Source organism: Streptomyces sp. NPDC014882, assembly GCF_043081325.1.
Classification (GTDB): Bacteria; Actinomycetota; Actinomycetes; order Streptomycetales; family Streptomycetaceae; genus Streptomyces.
Genome location: NZ_JBIBWL010000021.1, coordinates 1 through 14,566, shown reverse-complemented (window position 1 = coordinate 14,566; position 14,566 = coordinate 1). Strand labels below are relative to the sequence as shown.

Sequence of the window (14,566 nt, the reverse complement as noted above, 5' to 3'; positions counted from 1 at the left end):
CCCGGGGCTCCCCCCCCGGGGCGGAAAGCCGGTCAGCCGGCCGCCAGGGCGGTGTCGTCCACGACGAAGCCGGTCCGGAGGGAGGAGTCCTCGGGGAGCGCCTGTGCACCGGCTGTGGCCGGGCGCGGGAAGACCCTCCGCGGGCCGGGCGCGAGAAGCGGGGCGGGCGAACCGGACCCGGACCCGGCCCCGGAATCCGGTCCCCCTCCCCGCCGCCCCGCCCCGGAACGTTGTTACGGTGCACCGGTGCCCGACTCCTCACGCGACACCGCCGAAGGCGCCGGCTGGGGCGCCGAAGACCCCGGCACCTACAAGCAGTTGATGCCCTCCGAGGTCCGCAGGATCTCGTGGCTCGACCCCAGGACGCTGTGGGCCGCGCGCAACGGCGTCCTGGCGTCCTGGTTCGGGGACCCCACCGGCCGTACGCGCGGCCGGTGGGTCGCCCAGCGGGCGGCGGCCGGGGCGCCGGCGGACAAGGTGGTCCGGCGCCCGGACCCGGACCGCTTCTCCTTCATGGTGATCGGCGACACGGGCGAGGGCGACGACCCCCAGTACGCCGTCGTGCCGGGGTTCCTGAAGGCCGGTCGGGGGAGCAGCTTCGCCGTCCTGGCCAGCGACGTCATCTATCCCGTGGGCGGCGCGGACGACTACGCCGGCAAGTTCTTCCGCCCGTACCGCGACTACCGGGCGCCGATCTACGCGATACCCGGCAACCACGACTGGTACGAGGACCTCGGCGCCTTCATGCGGGTCTTCTGCGGCGACGCCCCGCCGCTGCCCGAGGAGCCCGCGCCCCGGCCGTTCGGCCGGGCCTGGCTGCGTTCCCGGCTCTGGCACCGCCCGCGCCGCGGTGACGGCGAACGGCTCGCCCCCGCAAGGGCGTTGCGGAGCCATCCGTCCCAACAGGCCGTGCAGCCCGGCCCGTACTGGGCGATCGACTCCGGGCCGGTACGGATCGTCGGCATCGACACCGGCCTGCTCGGCACCCTGGACGCCGAACAGGGCGCCTGGCTGCGGGAGGTGGCGCGCGGGCCGCGCCCGAAGATCCTGATCACCGGCTCGCCGCTGTACGTGGACGGCGGGCACCACCCCTGCCCGATCGAGGGCGGCGGCACGGTCGACGAGATCGTGCGCGACCCCGCGCACCGGTTCGTCGCGGCGATCGGCGGCGACATCCACAACTACCAGCGTTATCCGGTGCCCCTGGCGGACGGCCGCACGCTCCAGTACGTCGTCGCGGGCGGCGGCGGCGCGTTCATGCACGCCACGCACACCATCCCGCGGGTCGCCGTCGGCGGGGTCACGGAGGCCGCCTTCCGCTGCTACCCGCTGCGCGGCGACTCCCTCGCCTTCTACAGCCGCCTGTACGGCCGGCGGCTGCGGCTGCGCCGGCTGTTCGAGATCACCGAGGCCGAGGCGACCGCGGTGGTCGCCGAGCGGCTGGGCATCCCGCCGACCCGGGGCCCGGGCGGCCCGGTGCGGATCACCCGGCGCGTCCGGCTGGTCGCCACCCTGCTGGGCACCGCCCGCCGGCCGGACCGCGGGGCGCGGTTCCGGCTGCCCGTGCGCAAGATCTACACCTCGCTGTTCTCACCGAGCTCGGCGACGTACAGTCCGCCGTTCTTCAAGTGCTTCCTGCGACTGGACGTGAGCCCCGAGAGCGTACGGCTGCGGTGTTTCGCGGCCACCGGCAACCGCGCGCAGGAGCTGGACCCGCCGGTCGAGGACGAGGTCGTCATCCCGCTGACCTGACCCTTCGCTGCGACAATCGTATGAGCACGGTGTGTACGCGGTGCCCGCCGCCGACGAGGGAGGAAACGATGCCGACCGCTCCCCGCCCCCTGCGCAAGCTGGGCTTCCTCACCATCGGCCTGTTCGACGGGGCCGACCCGCGCCGCGGGCACGAGGCCACCCTGGAGGTCGTCGAGCTGGGCGAGCGGCTGGGCTTCGACAGCGCCTGGGTGCGTCACCGGCACCTCCAGTACGGCATCTCCTCCCCCGTCGCCGTCCTGGCGGCCGCCTCGCAGCGCACCAGCCGCATCGAGCTGGGGACCGCGGTGATCCCGCTGGGCTGGGAGAACCCGCTGCGGCTGGCGGAGGACCTCGCGACCGTCGACGTCCTGTCGGGGGGCCGGCTCAATCCGGGGGTGAGCGTCGGCCCGCCGATGCACTACGACCGGGTCAGGCAGGCCCTGTACCCGGACACCGGCGACGCCGAGGACTTCGGGTACGGGAGGGCGCGGCGGCTGCTCGACCTGGTGCGCGGCGAGCCCGCCACCGGTTTCAGCGGCACCGAGGGCTTCGAGGTGTTCTCCGACCGCGTACAGCCGCACTCCCCCGGCCTGGCCGGTCGCCTGTGGTACGGCGGCGGCAGCCTCGGCTCGGCGCGGTGGGCCGGGGAGAACGGCGTGAACCTCCTCACCAGCAGCGTGGTGAAGGCCGAAGGCCCCGACGGGGCACGGGACTTCGCCGACATCCAGCTCGACCAGGTGCGCGCCTTCCGCGCCGCGCACCCGGACGGGGACGCGGCCCGCGTCTCGCAGGGCCTCGTCGTCGTCCCCACCGACTCCGCGACGCCCCGGCAGCGCGCGAAGTACGAGCGGTTCGCCGCCGAGCGCCTCCCGCGCACCGCGTCCCCGCAGGGCCCGGCCCGGCTGGTGTTCGCCCCGGACCTGGTCGGCCCCTCCGCCGAACTCGCCGAACGCCTGCGCGCGCACGCGGCGTTCCGCGAGATCGACGAGGTCGCCTTCGCCCTCCCGTTCAGCTTCGACCACGAGGACTACGTACAGATCCTCACCGACATGGCGACCGCGCTGGGACCGGCGCTCGGATGGCAACCGAACGTCTGAGGACGGCCGCCGGACCGGCGGGTGCGGGGCCGGCGGATGCCGGGCCGGAAGGTACGGGCCCGTGCGCCTCTCAGGCGCGGTGGGCGCGCAGCACCTCCAGGGCGCGGTCGGCGTGGGTGTTCATCCGCAGCTCGCTGCGGACGGCCGCCAGGACGGTGCGGTCCCGGCCGATGACGAAGGTGACGCGTTTGGTGGGGGCCAGGGAGAAGCCGCGTTTCACGCCGAACCGTTCCCGCACGGTGCCGTCGGCGTCGGACAGCAGCGGCATGCCGAGCGAGTGGCGGCCGGCGAACTCCTGCTGCCGGTCGACGGAGTCGCCGCTGACACCGACGGGACGCGCGCCGACGGCGGCGAACTCGGCGGCGAGGTCGCGGAAGTAGCAGGCCTCCGCGGTGCAGCCGGCGGTGAGGGCGGCGGGGTAGAAGAACAGGACGACGGGCCCCTCCGCGAGCAGTTCGGTGAGCCTGCGGACGGTGCCGGTCTCGTCCGGCAGCGCGAAGTCCTCGACCAGGTCACCGGTCTCGAGTGCCTTGCTCATGGGGTTCCTTCCTTCTTCCGCGTGTTCCGTGCGACGTTGCGGGCCCACAGGACGAGGGGCACCTGGAGGGGCAGCCGGCCGACGGCGGCGGCCCTGAACGGGGCCGGGCGGTGGCGCCAGTCCACGGCCATCTTGACGTTGGCGGGGAAGACGCCGACGAAGAACGCGGCCGTCGCCAGCGCGGTCCTCCTGCGGGTCGCGGGCAGGGCGACACCGGCGGCCAGGGCCAGTTCGACGGCGCCGCTCGCGTACGTCCAGGCCCGCGGCGGACCCGGCAGGGCGCGCGGCACGATCGCGTCGAAGGTGCGCGGCGCGGCGAAGTGGGCGACGCCCGCGGAGGCCAGGAGGCCCGCGAGCAACAGGGGTGAACGGTGGGACCGGGGCACGGCTCTCTCCTCTGACGGCCTGGCGCGCGAGATTACCGGAGAGTAGAAACCGCTCCCCCGGCGGGGTCCCGGGGACGCCCGCGCCCCGTACGCCCGTACGCCCACGAGATCGCGATCTCGCGATCCTCGCGGTGGACGGGAGGACCGGCAAGCGCCCCGGCCGCGTGGCGACCGCCGCCGGCGCCGCCCCGTGGTCGACGGGCGCGGCGCCGGCGAGAACGGCGGCGGCCCGACGACGGTCGGCGGGCCGGCCCGACGACGGCGTGCTCCGGCGGGTCCGTACGGGCCCGCCGGGCTCCTCTCCCGCACGCGCCGCCGGTCCCCCTCGCGGCGGACGGGCGCGGCGGGACGTACGGCGGGACGAGTACGCCGGATGTGCGGCGGCCGCACGACGACACGGGGGCGCCCCGTCCCTCACCATGGGAGCAGTTCCCTCCCGGACCACGGCCGGGTGCCCCGACCGGTCCGCGGCGCGGACCCCGAGAACGGACGTCATGACCATCCGCGTACTGCTCGCCGACGACCAGGCCCTGCTGCGGGCCACCTTCCGGATCCTCATCGACTCCTGCGACGACATGGAGGTCGTCGCCGAGGCGGCCGACGGCGCCGAGGCGGTCGAACTGACCCGTGAGCACCGGCCGGACGTCGTCCTGATGGACATCCGCATGCCCGGGACCGACGGCCTCGCCGCCACCGCCGCCGTCTGCGCCGACCCGGACCTGTCCGCCACGCGCGTGCTGATCCTGACGACCTTCGAGATCGACGAGTACGTCGCCGCCGCGCTGCGCTCCGGCGCGAGCGGCTTCCTCGGCAAGGACGTCACCGCCGACGCCCTCCTCGACGGCATCCGGACCGTGGCCTCCGGCGAGGCCCTGCTGTCGCCGCTCGCCACCCGCGCCCTGATCACCCGTTTCCTCACCTCCCCCGCCGAGGGCGCCCGGCCGGCCGCGCCCGACGACCTGTCCGTGCTCACCGCACGCGAGCGCGAGGTGATGTCCTGGGTGGCCGAGGGCCACTCCAACGACGAGATCGCGGAGAGGCTGTTCCTGAGCCCGCTGACCGTACGCACCCACGTCCACCGCGCCATGACCAAGCTGGGCGCCCGCGACCGTGCCCAACTGGTCGTCATCGCCTACCAGACGGGTCTGGTCCAGGCCCCGCCGCTGCCGCCGGGCCACCACCTCTGACCGACGGGACCGGCCCGCCGGCCCGCCTCCCGCACATCCCGCCTCTCCTGACGCGACGTCAGGAGACAGGTGTTGGGCTGCGCTTCACCACCGGGACGCCCGCGGCCCCTTGGCGCGGAAGTGAGGATCGGGGAAGCTGAACTTCCTTTTCCCCCACAGCCGTTCGGCTGCGCCCGGTCCTGAGGAGGACGCAGTGTCGTCACCCACGTTCAAGAAGCACGGCAGGAGATGGCTCACCGGGCTCGCCGGTGCCGCCGCGCTCGTCGTCGCCGTCCCCACGATCGCCCACGCCGCTTCGCCCGCGGCCCTGCCGGCCAACGCCGAGGCGGGTGAGCGCGCGTACCAGCCCGCCTTCGACTACGACACGGACGGCTGCTACTCGACCTCCGCGATCGGCCCCGACGGAACCGTCAACGGCGGCCTCAAGCCGACCGGCGCCCTCAACGGCAACTGCCGTGACGCCTCGGACCTCGACAACACCAACAGCTACTCCCGCTACAAGTGCGACAACGGCTGGTGCGCCTACCTGTACGGCCTGTACTTCGAGAAGGACCAGGCGCTGGCGGGCACCAGCATCGGCGGGCACCGGCACGACTGGGAGCACGTCGTGGTGTGGGTCCAGAACGACGCGGTGAAGTACGTCTCGACGTCCAACCACGGCTCGTTCACCGTCACGGCCGCCTCCGGGGTCCGCTTCGACGGCACCCACGCGAAGGTCGTCTACCACAAGGACGGCATCAGCACGCACTGCTTCCGGCTCGCTGGCCCGGGCGACGAGCCGCCGGAGAACCACAAGGGCACCTGGCAGTACCCGCCGCTGGTCGGCTGGAACGGCTACCCGGCGGGCGTGCGCGAGAAGTTGAGCACCTACGACTTCGGCAGCGCCCACTTCGGCCTGCGGGACGACAGCTTCGGCAACCACCTCGACTCGGCCAAGCCGTCCGGGATCACCTTCGACGCGTACGCGTGACCCGGTGACCGGGCCGGCCCCGGGGCGCGGACCCGAGCGGGGCGCGGGTCCCGCCGCGGGGCCGGCCCCGGGAGACCGGGTCCGCGCCCCGGAACCGGACGGGCCGGCTCCTGGCGCGGTCCCGCGCCCGGGCGGAACGCGCTGTGTCCCGGGCGGCGCGCGGTGACCCTCCCAGGGTCTATGGTGTCCCGCATGTCCGTTCCGGAACTGATCCGCATCGTCTCCCGCGACTCGCCCATGGCCCTGGCCCAGGTGGAGCGCGTCCGCGCGGAGTTGGCCGCCCTGCGTCCCGGTGTGCGCACCGAGGTCGTCCCCGTGAGGACCACCGGCGACAAGTGGCTGGGGGACCTGTCCCAGGTCGAGGGGAAGGGCGCGTTCACCAAGGAGGTCGACGCGGCCCTGCTGGCCGGCGAGGCCGACCTCGCGGTCCACTGCGTCAAGGACGTCCCCGCGGACCGGCCCCTGCCGGCCGGCACGGTCTTCGCGGCGTTCCTGAAGCGGGACGACATCCGGGACGCCCTCGTGCACCCGGGCGGGCTCACCCTCGACGAACTCCCGGCGGGGACCCGGATCGGCACCTCCTCGGTGCGCCGGGTCGCCCAACTGGCCACCAGCCACCCGCATCTGGAGTGCGTGCCGTTCCGCGGCAACGCCAACCGGCGGCTGGCGAAGCTCGCGGCGGGCGAGGCGGACGCGCTGCTGCTCGCGGTGTCGGGCCTGGAGCGCATCGGCCGGACGGACGTGATCAGCGAGATCCTCTCGCCGGAGACGATGATGCCGCCCATCGGCGCGGGCATCCTCGCCCTCCAGTGCCGTGCGGGCGACGGTGACCTGATCGACGCGGTCAGCGGGCTCGGTGATCCGGTGACCCACCGGGAGGCCACCGCCGAGCGGATGTTCCTGCACGTCCTGCAGGGCCACTGCAACAGTCCCATCGCCGGTTACGCGCGGGTGGACCGCGGCGGCGAACTCTCCCTGCGGGCCTGCGTGTTCACCCCGGACGGCAAGACCAGGCTGAACGCCCACGAGTGGGCGGGCCGCCTCGACCCGGCCACGCTCGGCACGTCGGTGGCCGTCGCGCTGCTGCGTCAGGGCGCCCGCGAGATCATCGACGGCATCCCGCACTGAGCGGGACGGGGCGCCGGGCGGGGCGTCAGGCGGTGCCCTCTTCGGCCTGGTCGCGCAGGAAGTTGCTCACCTGGCGCGCCAGGCTGTCGCGGACCGCGGCGGGGGCCCCGGCGGGCCCCTCGTGCAGGCCGACGCCGCCGGCCCACATCCGCCGCCCGGCCCACTCCTCGTCGACGCGCAGCTGGATCTGCACGTCGACCTGGCCCAGCGCGGCCTCGGGCCCGGCGGCGTACAGCACGGCGGTGGCGCGGCGCAGCGGGTAGACGTCGAACCCCTCGATGAACTGCGAGTTGCGCCAGTCGATGAAGGCGCTCTCGCCGTCGGGTCCGATCCGCACGTCGATCTGCCCGTCCTCCAGGTGGACGCCCAGGCTCTGCTCGCCGCGGTTCTCGACGGTCACCCGCAGGGTGAAATACGTCAGCCCCTCGGCCGCGTCGTCGCGTCCCCGGGGCGGCTCCGCCCGCTCCAGACGGTGGACGCGGACCCGCAGACCGGCATGCTCGTCGTACTCGTGCCAGTCCCCGACCACGTTCGGCTCGTACACAGTCCACCTCTCGACTTCTACGGGCTGCTTCCTATCCGTGGGCTCAGCGCACTGTCAAATGAGCGGAATGCGGTGTGGCCAGGGCCTTCACCCCTTTTGATCGGTGATCAAGCCGTGCGCAGGAAGAATCCCGTTCCGGGCGGCGCGGGCGGCTCGGCGGGCGTGCCGCACATCACGTCGCGGACGGGACCGGCGGACGCCGGCGGACACGCGCCGCGGGGACGGCCGAGGAGTCCGCGGACGGCCCGGGCGACGGAGCGGGTGCATCCGGCCAGAGTGAATGGGATTATTTGTTTTATATCCCTACAAGACGGGCATCAGCTCAGAAGTGCTTCGGACAGGAGGCACCTCCGTGGGAGCCCGCCGACAGGCCGGCCCCGGGGGACCTCCCCAAGGTCCGAGCGAGCGTGCGTCCCACGGTGTCCGTCCATCCACCGGCACCCGCCTGAGGGAGGCACGCCTGATGCGTACCACCGTCAGAACCAAGCAGCACCCCCACGACGACGCACCGGACACCGCCGGGACGTTCGCCAGGCTCGCCCGGCTCCCCGACGGTCCCGAGCGCCGGTCGCTCCGTGACGAACTGGTCCGCCTCTGGCTGCCCATGGCCGAACGCATAGCCGTCCGCTTCCGCGGGCGCGGCGAGTCCCTCGAGGACCTCTACCAGGTGGCGGCCCTCGGCCTCGTCAAGGCCGTCGACCACTACGACCCCGACCGCGGCCGCGCCTTCGAGGCGTACGCGGTGCCGACGATCACCGGCGAGATCAAGCGCCACTTCCGCGACCACATGTGGACGCTGCACGTCCCGCGCCGCGTCCAGGACCTGCGCAACCGGGTGCGGCACGCCGCGAAGGACCTCGCCCAGACCACGTCGGGACGGGCTCCGACCCTCGCCGAGATCGCCGAGTACGCGCAGCTGACCGAGGACGAGGTCCGCACCGGCATGGAGGCCCTCGAGTGCTTCTCCGCGCTGTCGCTGGAGGCCGAGATGCCCGGCACCGACGGCTACGCCCTGGAGGACGCCCTGGGAGACCCCGACCCGGGGTACGACACCGTCCTCGACCGGGTGGCCGTCGCCCCGTGCCTGCGGGCCCTGCCGGAACGCGAGCGGACCATCCTGTACCTGCGCTTCTTCGGCGGCATGACCCAGAGCAGCATCGCCGAGCAGCTCGGCATCTCGCAGATGCACGTCTCCCGGCTGCTGAGCGGCTGCTTCGAGCGGCTGCGCGAGGAGATCGCCACCGGCACCCGCTGACGCGGCGGTGCGCGCCCGTCACGCCGACGGACGACGGCCGGGCGCGCACGGGCCGGGCACAGACCGGGCGGGGCCGACACAGGCCGGGCGGGAAGGCGCACAGGCCGGTCGGAGCCGGCGCAAGCCAGGCGGAACGCGCAGGCCGGACGGGGGCACGAGTCAAGCGGGCGCGCACAGGCCGGTCGGAGCCGGCGCGGGCCGGGCCGGACGCGCGCGGGCCGGGCGTCATTCCGGTGGGTGGCGCTCCAGCGGTGGCGCGCCGGGGATCTGGGTGGGGCCGTGGCGGTCCACCGCGTCCTCCAGCTCCGCGCGGATCTCGTCGGGCATCCGCCCGCTGCGGCCCCAGAGGAGGATCAGCTCCGCGACGTTGCGCAGCTTGATGTTCGTGTGCTGGGAGACCTCCCTCAGCACCGTCCATCCCCCGTCCGGCGTCATCCGTCCCAGGCCGACGATCACCCCGATCGCCTGGTCCACCACGGCGTGCGAGGCCACGGCGTCCTTGAGCTGGCCGACCTCCCGCTGGAGTTCGGCGATGCGGTCCGTTTCACCACGGGGTTCGCTCGGTACTCGGCGCACGTCTCCATCGTGCCACCGGGGCGCTCGGCAGGCGCCGCGGAAGGGTCCGGCGGGACACTGGTGCCATGCCGTCGGCCGCCGATCGACCAGGAACGCGAGTGCCATGAACCCTCACCGTCCCCCTGCCGCCCCCGGTGCCACGGAGGTCGTCTCCACGCACTCCGTGTTCGGTGCGCCCTGCTGGGTGAGCCTGACCAGCCGGGACATGGAGGCCACCCAGAGGTTCTACGGGGCCGTCCTCGGGTGGGACTGGCGCCGGGGCAGCCTCGGCGACCACTTCCGTACGGCCCTGGTCGACGGCGTCCCCGTGGCCGGCATCGCCGGCGTCGCCTCGGTGTGGCAGATGGCGGTGGCCTGGACGCCGTACTTCGCCGTGCCGAGCGCGGACGTGGCGGCCTCCCGCACGCGGGAGCGGGGCGGCACGGTCGCCGTCGGACCGATCTCGCTGCCGCCGGGCCGGGCGGCGCTGCTGGCCGACCGGGACGGCGCGACCTTCGGCGTCTGGGAGGGCTCCCTGGTCGGCAACTGGGAGGCCTGGCGGCAGGCCGCCCCCGCGTTCATCCGGCTGCACACCCGCGACGCCTTCGACTCCGCCATCTTCTACGGCGGGATCCTCGACTGGGCGAGCGACCGGCCGGGCTGCTGCGAGGTGCACTACGAGGGCGGCGAGGTGGTGCTGCGCAGCCGGGGCGACGTCGTGGCCCGGATCGAGTCGGGCGCCCTGGAGGCGGCCCCCGACCCGACGATCCGGCCGCACTGGCAGGTCCACTTCGCGGTGCCGGACGTGGCGGCCTGCGCACGGGACGCCGAACGGCACGGCGGCAGCGTGCTGGCCAAGGGCGCCGACGAGGTCGTCCTGCGCGACCCCGACGGCGCCCAGTTCACGGTGACCGCGCGCCGCGGCCGCTGAGCACCCCGGGCGGCCGCCTACTCCGAGCGGCGCGGCGGCCTCGAGAGCACGACGAGGCTGCGGGCCTGCACCGTCACCTCGGCGCCCGCCTTGTACTCCGTCCCGTCCGGACCGCCGTCCGGTTCCACCGTGTCGACGCAGACCGTCCAGCGCTCCCCGTACCCGGCCCCGGGCAGCCGGAAGACGACGGGCTCCCAGTAGCTGTTGAGCAGCAGCAGGAACGAGTCGTCGACGACGGGCCGGCCGCGCGGGTCGGGTTCGGCGATGGCGTCGCCGTTCAGGAACACGCCCACGCAGTGCGCGTCGGAGCGCTGCCAGTCGCGGTCGGTCATCTCGCGGGCGTCCGGCAGCAGCCACACCAGGTCGGGCAGCGGCTGCCCGGCGTGGGTGACGGTCTCGCCGCGGAAGAAGCGGCGCCGCCGCAGCACGGGGTGGGCCGAGCGCAGGGCGATGAGGGACCGGGTGAAGTCGACGAGGTCGCGCCGCTCCCGGGTGGGCCGCCAGTCGATCCAGGAGACCTCGTTGTCCTGGCAGTAGGCGTTGTTGTTGCCGCGCTGGGTGCGGCCGAGTTCGTCGCCGTGGCAGATCATCGGGATGCCCTGGGACAGCAGCAGGGTGGCGAGGAGGTTGCGCTGCTGGCGGGCGCGCAGTTCCCGCACGGCCGGGTCGTCGGTGTCGCCCTCGGTGCCGCAGTTCCAGGACCGGTTGTCGCTCTCGCCGTCCTGGTTGTCCTCGCCGTTGGCCTCGTTGTGCTTGTCGTTGTAGGAGACGAGGTCGCGCAGGGTGAACCCGTCGTGCGCGGTGACGAAGTTGACGCTGGCGCGGGGACGGCGCCGGCTGTGGGCGTACAGGTCGGCGGAGCCGGTCAGGCGGGAGGCGAACTCCGCGAGCGATCCCGGTTCGGTCCGCCAGAAGTCCCGTACGGTGTCGCGGTAGCGGCCGTTCCACTCCGACCACAGGGGCGGGAAGTTGCCCACGTGGTAGCCGCCCTCACCGACGTCCCACGGCTCGGCGATCAGCTTCACGCGGTTGGTCACCGGGTCCTGCTGGATCAGGTCGAAGAACGCCGAGAGCCGGTCCACCTCGTGGAACTGGCGTGCCAGGGTGGCCGCGAGGTCGAAGCGGAACCCGTCGACGTGCATCTCGGTCACCCAGTACCGCAGCGAGTCCATGATGAGCTGCAGGACGTGGGGGTGGCGCATCAGCAGGCTGTTGCCGGTGCCGGTGGTGTCGTAGTAGTGCGACCAGTCCCCGTCGACCAGGCGGTAGTACGAGGCGTTGTCGATGCCGCGGAAGGAGAGGGTGGGGCCCCTCTCGTTGCCCTCTGCGGTGTGGTTGTAGACGACGTCGAGGATGACTTCGAGGCCGGCCGCGTGCAGTTCCCTCACCATCGTCTTGAACTCGGCGACCTGCCGGCCGCGGGTGCCGTGGGCGGCGTAGGCGTTGTGCGGGGCGAAGAAGCCGATGGTGTTGTAGCCCCAGTAGTTGGACAGGCCCCGGTCCGTCAGGACGCCGTCCTGCACGTACTGGTGGACGGGCATCAGCTCGATCGCGGTCACGCCCAGCGAGGTGAGGTGCCCGGTGACCGCGGGGTGGGCGAGGCCGGCGTAGGTGCCGCGCAGCGCGGGCGGGACGTCGGGGTGGGTGCGGGTCAGGCCCTTCACGTGGGCCTCGTAGATCACCGTGTCGGCGTAGGAGCGCTGGGGAGGCCGGTCCCCGCCCCAGTCGAAGGCCGGGTCGGTGACCACGCCGAGCAGGGTGTGTCCGGCGCTGTCGCCGGGGTCGGGGCGGTCCCCGGCCCGCTCGAACAGCGAGGCGTGGTTGTCGATCTGTCCGTCGACGGCCCGGGCGTAGGGGTCGAGGAGGAGCTTGGCCGGGTTGCAGCGGTGGCCGGCGGCCGGGTCCCAGGGGCCGTGGACCCGGTAGCCGTAGCGCTGCCCGGGGCCGACGCCGGGCAGGTAGGCGTGCCAGACGAAGCCGTCGACCTCGGTCAGCGGCACGTCGCGGCTGCCGCCGTCGTCGTCGAGGAGGACCAGGTCGACGCGGTGCGCGACCTCGCTGAACAGGGCGAAGTTGGTGCCGTTGCCGTCGAAGTCGGCGCCCAACGGGTAGGGGCGCCCGCTCCAGGCGGGCACCCCTGCACTCCGGTACGGCCGGGAGGTCACCGGGCGCCCTCCAGGACGCCGTGCGTGTCCTGCACGGCGGCGAGGGCCGCCACGGGCAGCTCGCGCGGCACCTGGAGCATCTCGCGCAGGTTCCGCTCGGGGAGGGTCGGCACGAGCGGGACGCGTTCGCCGGCGCGGGCGCGCTGCGAGAACCAGATGACCTTGCTGCCGGTGTCGGTGGCGCAGCAGCCCCAGCCGTCGCTCATGGCGGCGATGCTCTCGAGGCAGGCGCGCAGGTCCTGGTCCGGGCGCAGGTCCCGGTCGTCGCCGCCGACCGCCGTGATCAGGTGCTGGCCGTTCCACCACAGCTCGATGGAGGTGTGCTTGTCCGTGGCGTGCTCGTCTATGGCGTTGAGCAGCATCTCGGTTCCACCGCAGACAGGCTCGACGAGCGTTTCGAGGTCCCAGTACCTCAGGTGTGCGGCCAGGATGCGCTTGACCTGTCCGACCCGGTCCGGGCTCACGTACACGTCGAGGTGGTAGTAGCAGGGGACTGCGGTCTTCATCGTCGTTCGTCTCCTCACCGGCGAGGCTCCGCTCCTTCTCGGCCCGGCGGGCCGAGCCCCGAACACGAAGCGTGAGCGTTGGTCGCTCCTGAGTCACAACCACAGTGGGGCTGCTACGCCATTCGTGCAACACGAGCGCACCACAACCAAGATCCAACAGGACGTTGGGTGGTGGGCCGTGCACCATAAGTGAAGGCCTCGGGAGGTTTGACGGTTTCGCACCTCTGCTTACATGGCCGACCCGCTCGCCGCGGGGCGACGTACCTCTCGAACTCCCGGAAGGTGAACAGCGCCATGCTGCTACCAGCGAAGACCGAAGTCGCCAGACGTCTGCGCAGTTACCGCGCCTGGGAACGCGTCATGCTCGCGCGCCCGGGCGACCGCGCGGTGCGGGCCACCTTCGAGGACTGCGGATACACCCTGTGCGTGCTGATGGGCAAGCGTTGCGCGCGGGAGGCCGCGGACGCCGCGGAGCAGTACCTGCGCGCGGGCGCGGACACCCGTCTCCTGCGGGGCGGGGCGTCCCGCAGGAGCGGCGCCGCGCGGCTCGCGGCGACCCGGCCGACCCTGCGGCTGGCCCTGGAGCGGTAACGCCCCGGCCGCTTCGGCCGGGGCATCGGCAGCGGGCGACAGAAACCTTTTTCGGTACATCGGTACAGCGGAGGTGCAGCGTGAGGTCCACCAGAACGATCGGCCGTATTCCGGTGCGGGACGTCCATCCGCGCGTGGAGTGCGGCCGGCGTCCGGCGAAGTCCGTGAGCGGCGAGGCGTTCGAGATCACCGCGACGGTGTTCCGCGAGGGCCACGACGCGATCGGCGCGAACGTGGTCCTCAAGGGCCCGGGCGGTCGCCGTGGGCCGTGGACGCCGATGCGGGAACTCGCGCCGGGCACCGACCGCTGGGGTGCCGAGGTGACGCTCGACGAGGTGGGCCGCTGGACGTACACCGTGGAGGCCTGGAGCGATCCCGTCACGACCTGGCGCCGGCACGCGGAGATCAAGGTGCCCGCGGGCATCGACACGGGGCTGGTGCTGGAGGAGGGCGGGCACCTCCACGAGCGGGCGGCGGCCCGGGTGCCGCGCGGCCCGGCGCGGACCGTGGTGCGGGAGGCGGCGCGCCTGCTGCTCGACGACTCGCTCCCGGTCGCCGAGCGCTACGCGGCGGCGCTGGCGCCCGAGGTGGTCGAGGTGCTGGCCCGCCATCCCTTCCGGGAGTTCGTCTCCGCGAGTGCCGCCATGCCGCTGCTGGTGGAGCGGGAGCGGGCGTTGTACGGGTCGTGGTACGAGTTCTTCCCGCGGTCGGAGGGCACTGCCGAGCGGCCGCACGGGACGTTCCGCACGGCGGCGCGGCGGTTGCCGGCGATCGCGGCGATGGGTTTCGACGTGGTCTACCTGCCGCCCGTCCACCCCATCGGCACGACGTTCCGCAAGGGCCGCAACAACACCCTCGACCCCGGGCCCGAGGACGTGGGGGTGCCGTGGGCGATCGGCTCGCCGGAGGGCGGGCACGACGCGGTGCACCCCGACCTGGGCACGCTCGAGGACTTCGACTG

15 protein-coding genes are annotated in these 14,566 nt (G+C 73.5%); 9 read left to right on the top strand and 6 right to left on the bottom strand.

Annotated elements, in window-relative coordinates; genetic code table 11:
* Positions 1–246 precede the first annotated feature (246 nt).
* A complete protein-coding gene (locus tag ACF09K_RS32365; RefSeq protein WP_392248897.1) occupies positions 247–1,752 on the top strand; it encodes a metallophosphoesterase family protein in 1,506 nt (501 codons plus the stop codon).
* A 68-nt stretch (positions 1,753–1,820) separates the two neighbouring features.
* The gene (locus ACF09K_RS32360) at positions 1,821–2,849 is read left to right on the top strand and encodes an LLM class flavin-dependent oxidoreductase (protein WP_392248896.1); all 1,029 of its coding nucleotides are present in this window, start codon (positions 1,821–1,823) and stop codon (positions 2,847–2,849) included.
* Between the two features lie 70 nt (positions 2,850–2,919).
* On the opposite strand, the gene ACF09K_RS32355 is transcribed toward ACF09K_RS32360, so the two are convergent.
* Positions 2,920–3,387: a peroxiredoxin gene (locus ACF09K_RS32355; protein ID WP_392248895.1), complete on the bottom strand. Its 468-nt coding sequence runs from the start codon at positions 3,385–3,387 to the stop codon at positions 2,920–2,922.
* Positions 3,384–3,773, bottom strand: a complete 390-nt coding sequence (locus tag ACF09K_RS32350) for a hypothetical protein (protein ID WP_392248894.1) — start codon at positions 3,771–3,773, stop codon at positions 3,384–3,386. The genes ACF09K_RS32355 and ACF09K_RS32350 overlap by 4 nt, the downstream gene beginning before the upstream one ends.
* A gap of 494 nt (positions 3,774–4,267) precedes the next feature.
* On the opposite strand from ACF09K_RS32350, the gene ACF09K_RS32345 reads away from it, so the two are divergent.
* The 3 genes from ACF09K_RS32345 (at position 4,268) to hemC (ending at position 7,058) form a co-directional block, all read left to right on the top strand.
* Positions 4,268–4,960 (top strand): response regulator, encoded by a 693-nt coding sequence (locus ACF09K_RS32345; protein WP_392248893.1) that lies wholly within the window; start codon positions 4,268–4,270, stop codon positions 4,958–4,960.
* Between the two features lie 193 nt (positions 4,961–5,153).
* Positions 5,154–5,930, top strand: a complete 777-nt coding sequence (locus ACF09K_RS32340) for an NPP1 family protein (RefSeq protein ID WP_392248892.1) — start codon at positions 5,154–5,156, stop codon at positions 5,928–5,930.
* Positions 5,931–6,122: 192 nt separating this feature from the next.
* Positions 6,123–7,058, top strand: coding sequence for a hydroxymethylbilane synthase (gene hemC, locus ACF09K_RS32335; RefSeq protein ID WP_392248891.1), 936 nt, complete (start codon positions 6,123–6,125; stop codon positions 7,056–7,058).
* 25 nt (positions 7,059–7,083) lie between these two features.
* Here the strand turns inward: hemC and ACF09K_RS32330 are convergent, their stop codons facing one another.
* A complete protein-coding gene (locus ACF09K_RS32330) occupies positions 7,084–7,602 on the bottom strand; it encodes a hypothetical protein (RefSeq protein ID WP_392248890.1) in 519 nt (172 codons plus the stop codon).
* Positions 7,603–8,065: 463 nt separating this feature from the next.
* On the opposite strand from ACF09K_RS32330, the gene ACF09K_RS32325 reads away from it, so the two are divergent.
* Positions 8,066–8,857 (top strand): RNA polymerase sigma factor SigF, encoded by a 792-nt coding sequence (locus ACF09K_RS32325; protein ID WP_392248889.1) that lies wholly within the window; start codon positions 8,066–8,068, stop codon positions 8,855–8,857.
* A gap of 225 nt (positions 8,858–9,082) precedes the next feature.
* On the opposite strand, the gene ACF09K_RS32320 is transcribed toward ACF09K_RS32325, so the two are convergent.
* Positions 9,083–9,433, bottom strand: a complete 351-nt coding sequence (locus ACF09K_RS32320) for an ANTAR domain-containing protein (protein WP_392248888.1) — start codon at positions 9,431–9,433, stop codon at positions 9,083–9,085.
* A gap of 103 nt (positions 9,434–9,536) precedes the next feature.
* On the opposite strand from ACF09K_RS32320, the gene ACF09K_RS32315 reads away from it, so the two are divergent.
* The gene (locus tag ACF09K_RS32315; protein WP_392248887.1) at positions 9,537–10,343 is read left to right on the top strand and encodes a VOC family protein; all 807 of its coding nucleotides are present in this window, start codon (positions 9,537–9,539) and stop codon (positions 10,341–10,343) included.
* 17 nt (positions 10,344–10,360) lie between these two features.
* Here ACF09K_RS32315 and glgX read toward each other — a convergent pair whose 3' ends face one another.
* Both glgX and ACF09K_RS32305 read right to left on the bottom strand, forming a co-directional pair.
* On the bottom strand, positions 10,361–12,478 hold the full coding sequence (glgX, locus tag ACF09K_RS32310) for a glycogen debranching protein GlgX (protein WP_392248886.1): 2,118 nt from the start codon (positions 12,476–12,478) through the stop codon (positions 10,361–10,363).
* 26 nt (positions 12,479–12,504) lie between these two features.
* Entirely contained in the window at positions 12,505–13,014 is a 510-nt protein-coding gene (locus ACF09K_RS32305) for a pep a2 (protein WP_392248885.1), read from the bottom strand.
* 294 nt (positions 13,015–13,308) lie between these two features.
* Between ACF09K_RS32305 and ACF09K_RS32300 the strand changes: the two genes are divergently transcribed.
* A complete protein-coding gene (locus ACF09K_RS32300) occupies positions 13,309–13,605 on the top strand; it encodes a DUF5133 domain-containing protein (protein ID WP_392248884.1) in 297 nt (98 codons plus the stop codon).
* 80 nt (positions 13,606–13,685) lie between these two features.
* Positions 13,686–14,566 (top strand): maltotransferase domain-containing protein (locus tag ACF09K_RS32295; RefSeq protein ID WP_392248883.1); only part of this gene is annotated, 881 nt, incomplete at its 3' end.

What these genes read in the sequence shown, in the direction of transcription:
- ACF09K_RS32360 (WP_392248896.1), top strand. Translation starts at nt 1,821, where the DNA reads ATGCCGACCGCTCCCCGCCCCCTGCGCAAGCTGGGCTTCCTCACCATC.
- ACF09K_RS32355 (WP_392248895.1), bottom strand. Translation starts at nt 3,387, where the DNA reads ATGAGCAAGGCACTCGAGACCGGTGACCTGGTCGAGGACTTCGCGCTG.
- ACF09K_RS32345 (WP_392248893.1), top strand. Translation starts at nt 4,268, where the DNA reads ATGACCATCCGCGTACTGCTCGCCGACGACCAGGCCCTGCTGCGGGCC.
- hemC (WP_392248891.1), top strand. Translation starts at nt 6,123, where the DNA reads ATGTCCGTTCCGGAACTGATCCGCATCGTCTCCCGCGACTCGCCCATG.
- ACF09K_RS32325 (WP_392248889.1), top strand. Translation starts at nt 8,066, where the DNA reads ATGCGTACCACCGTCAGAACCAAGCAGCACCCCCACGACGACGCACCG.
- ACF09K_RS32315 (WP_392248887.1), top strand. Translation starts at nt 9,537, where the DNA reads ATGAACCCTCACCGTCCCCCTGCCGCCCCCGGTGCCACGGAGGTCGTC.
- ACF09K_RS32305 (WP_392248885.1), bottom strand. Translation starts at nt 13,014, where the DNA reads ATGAAGACCGCAGTCCCCTGCTACTACCACCTCGACGTGTACGTGAGC.
- ACF09K_RS32300 (WP_392248884.1), top strand. Translation starts at nt 13,309, where the DNA reads ATGCTGCTACCAGCGAAGACCGAAGTCGCCAGACGTCTGCGCAGTTAC.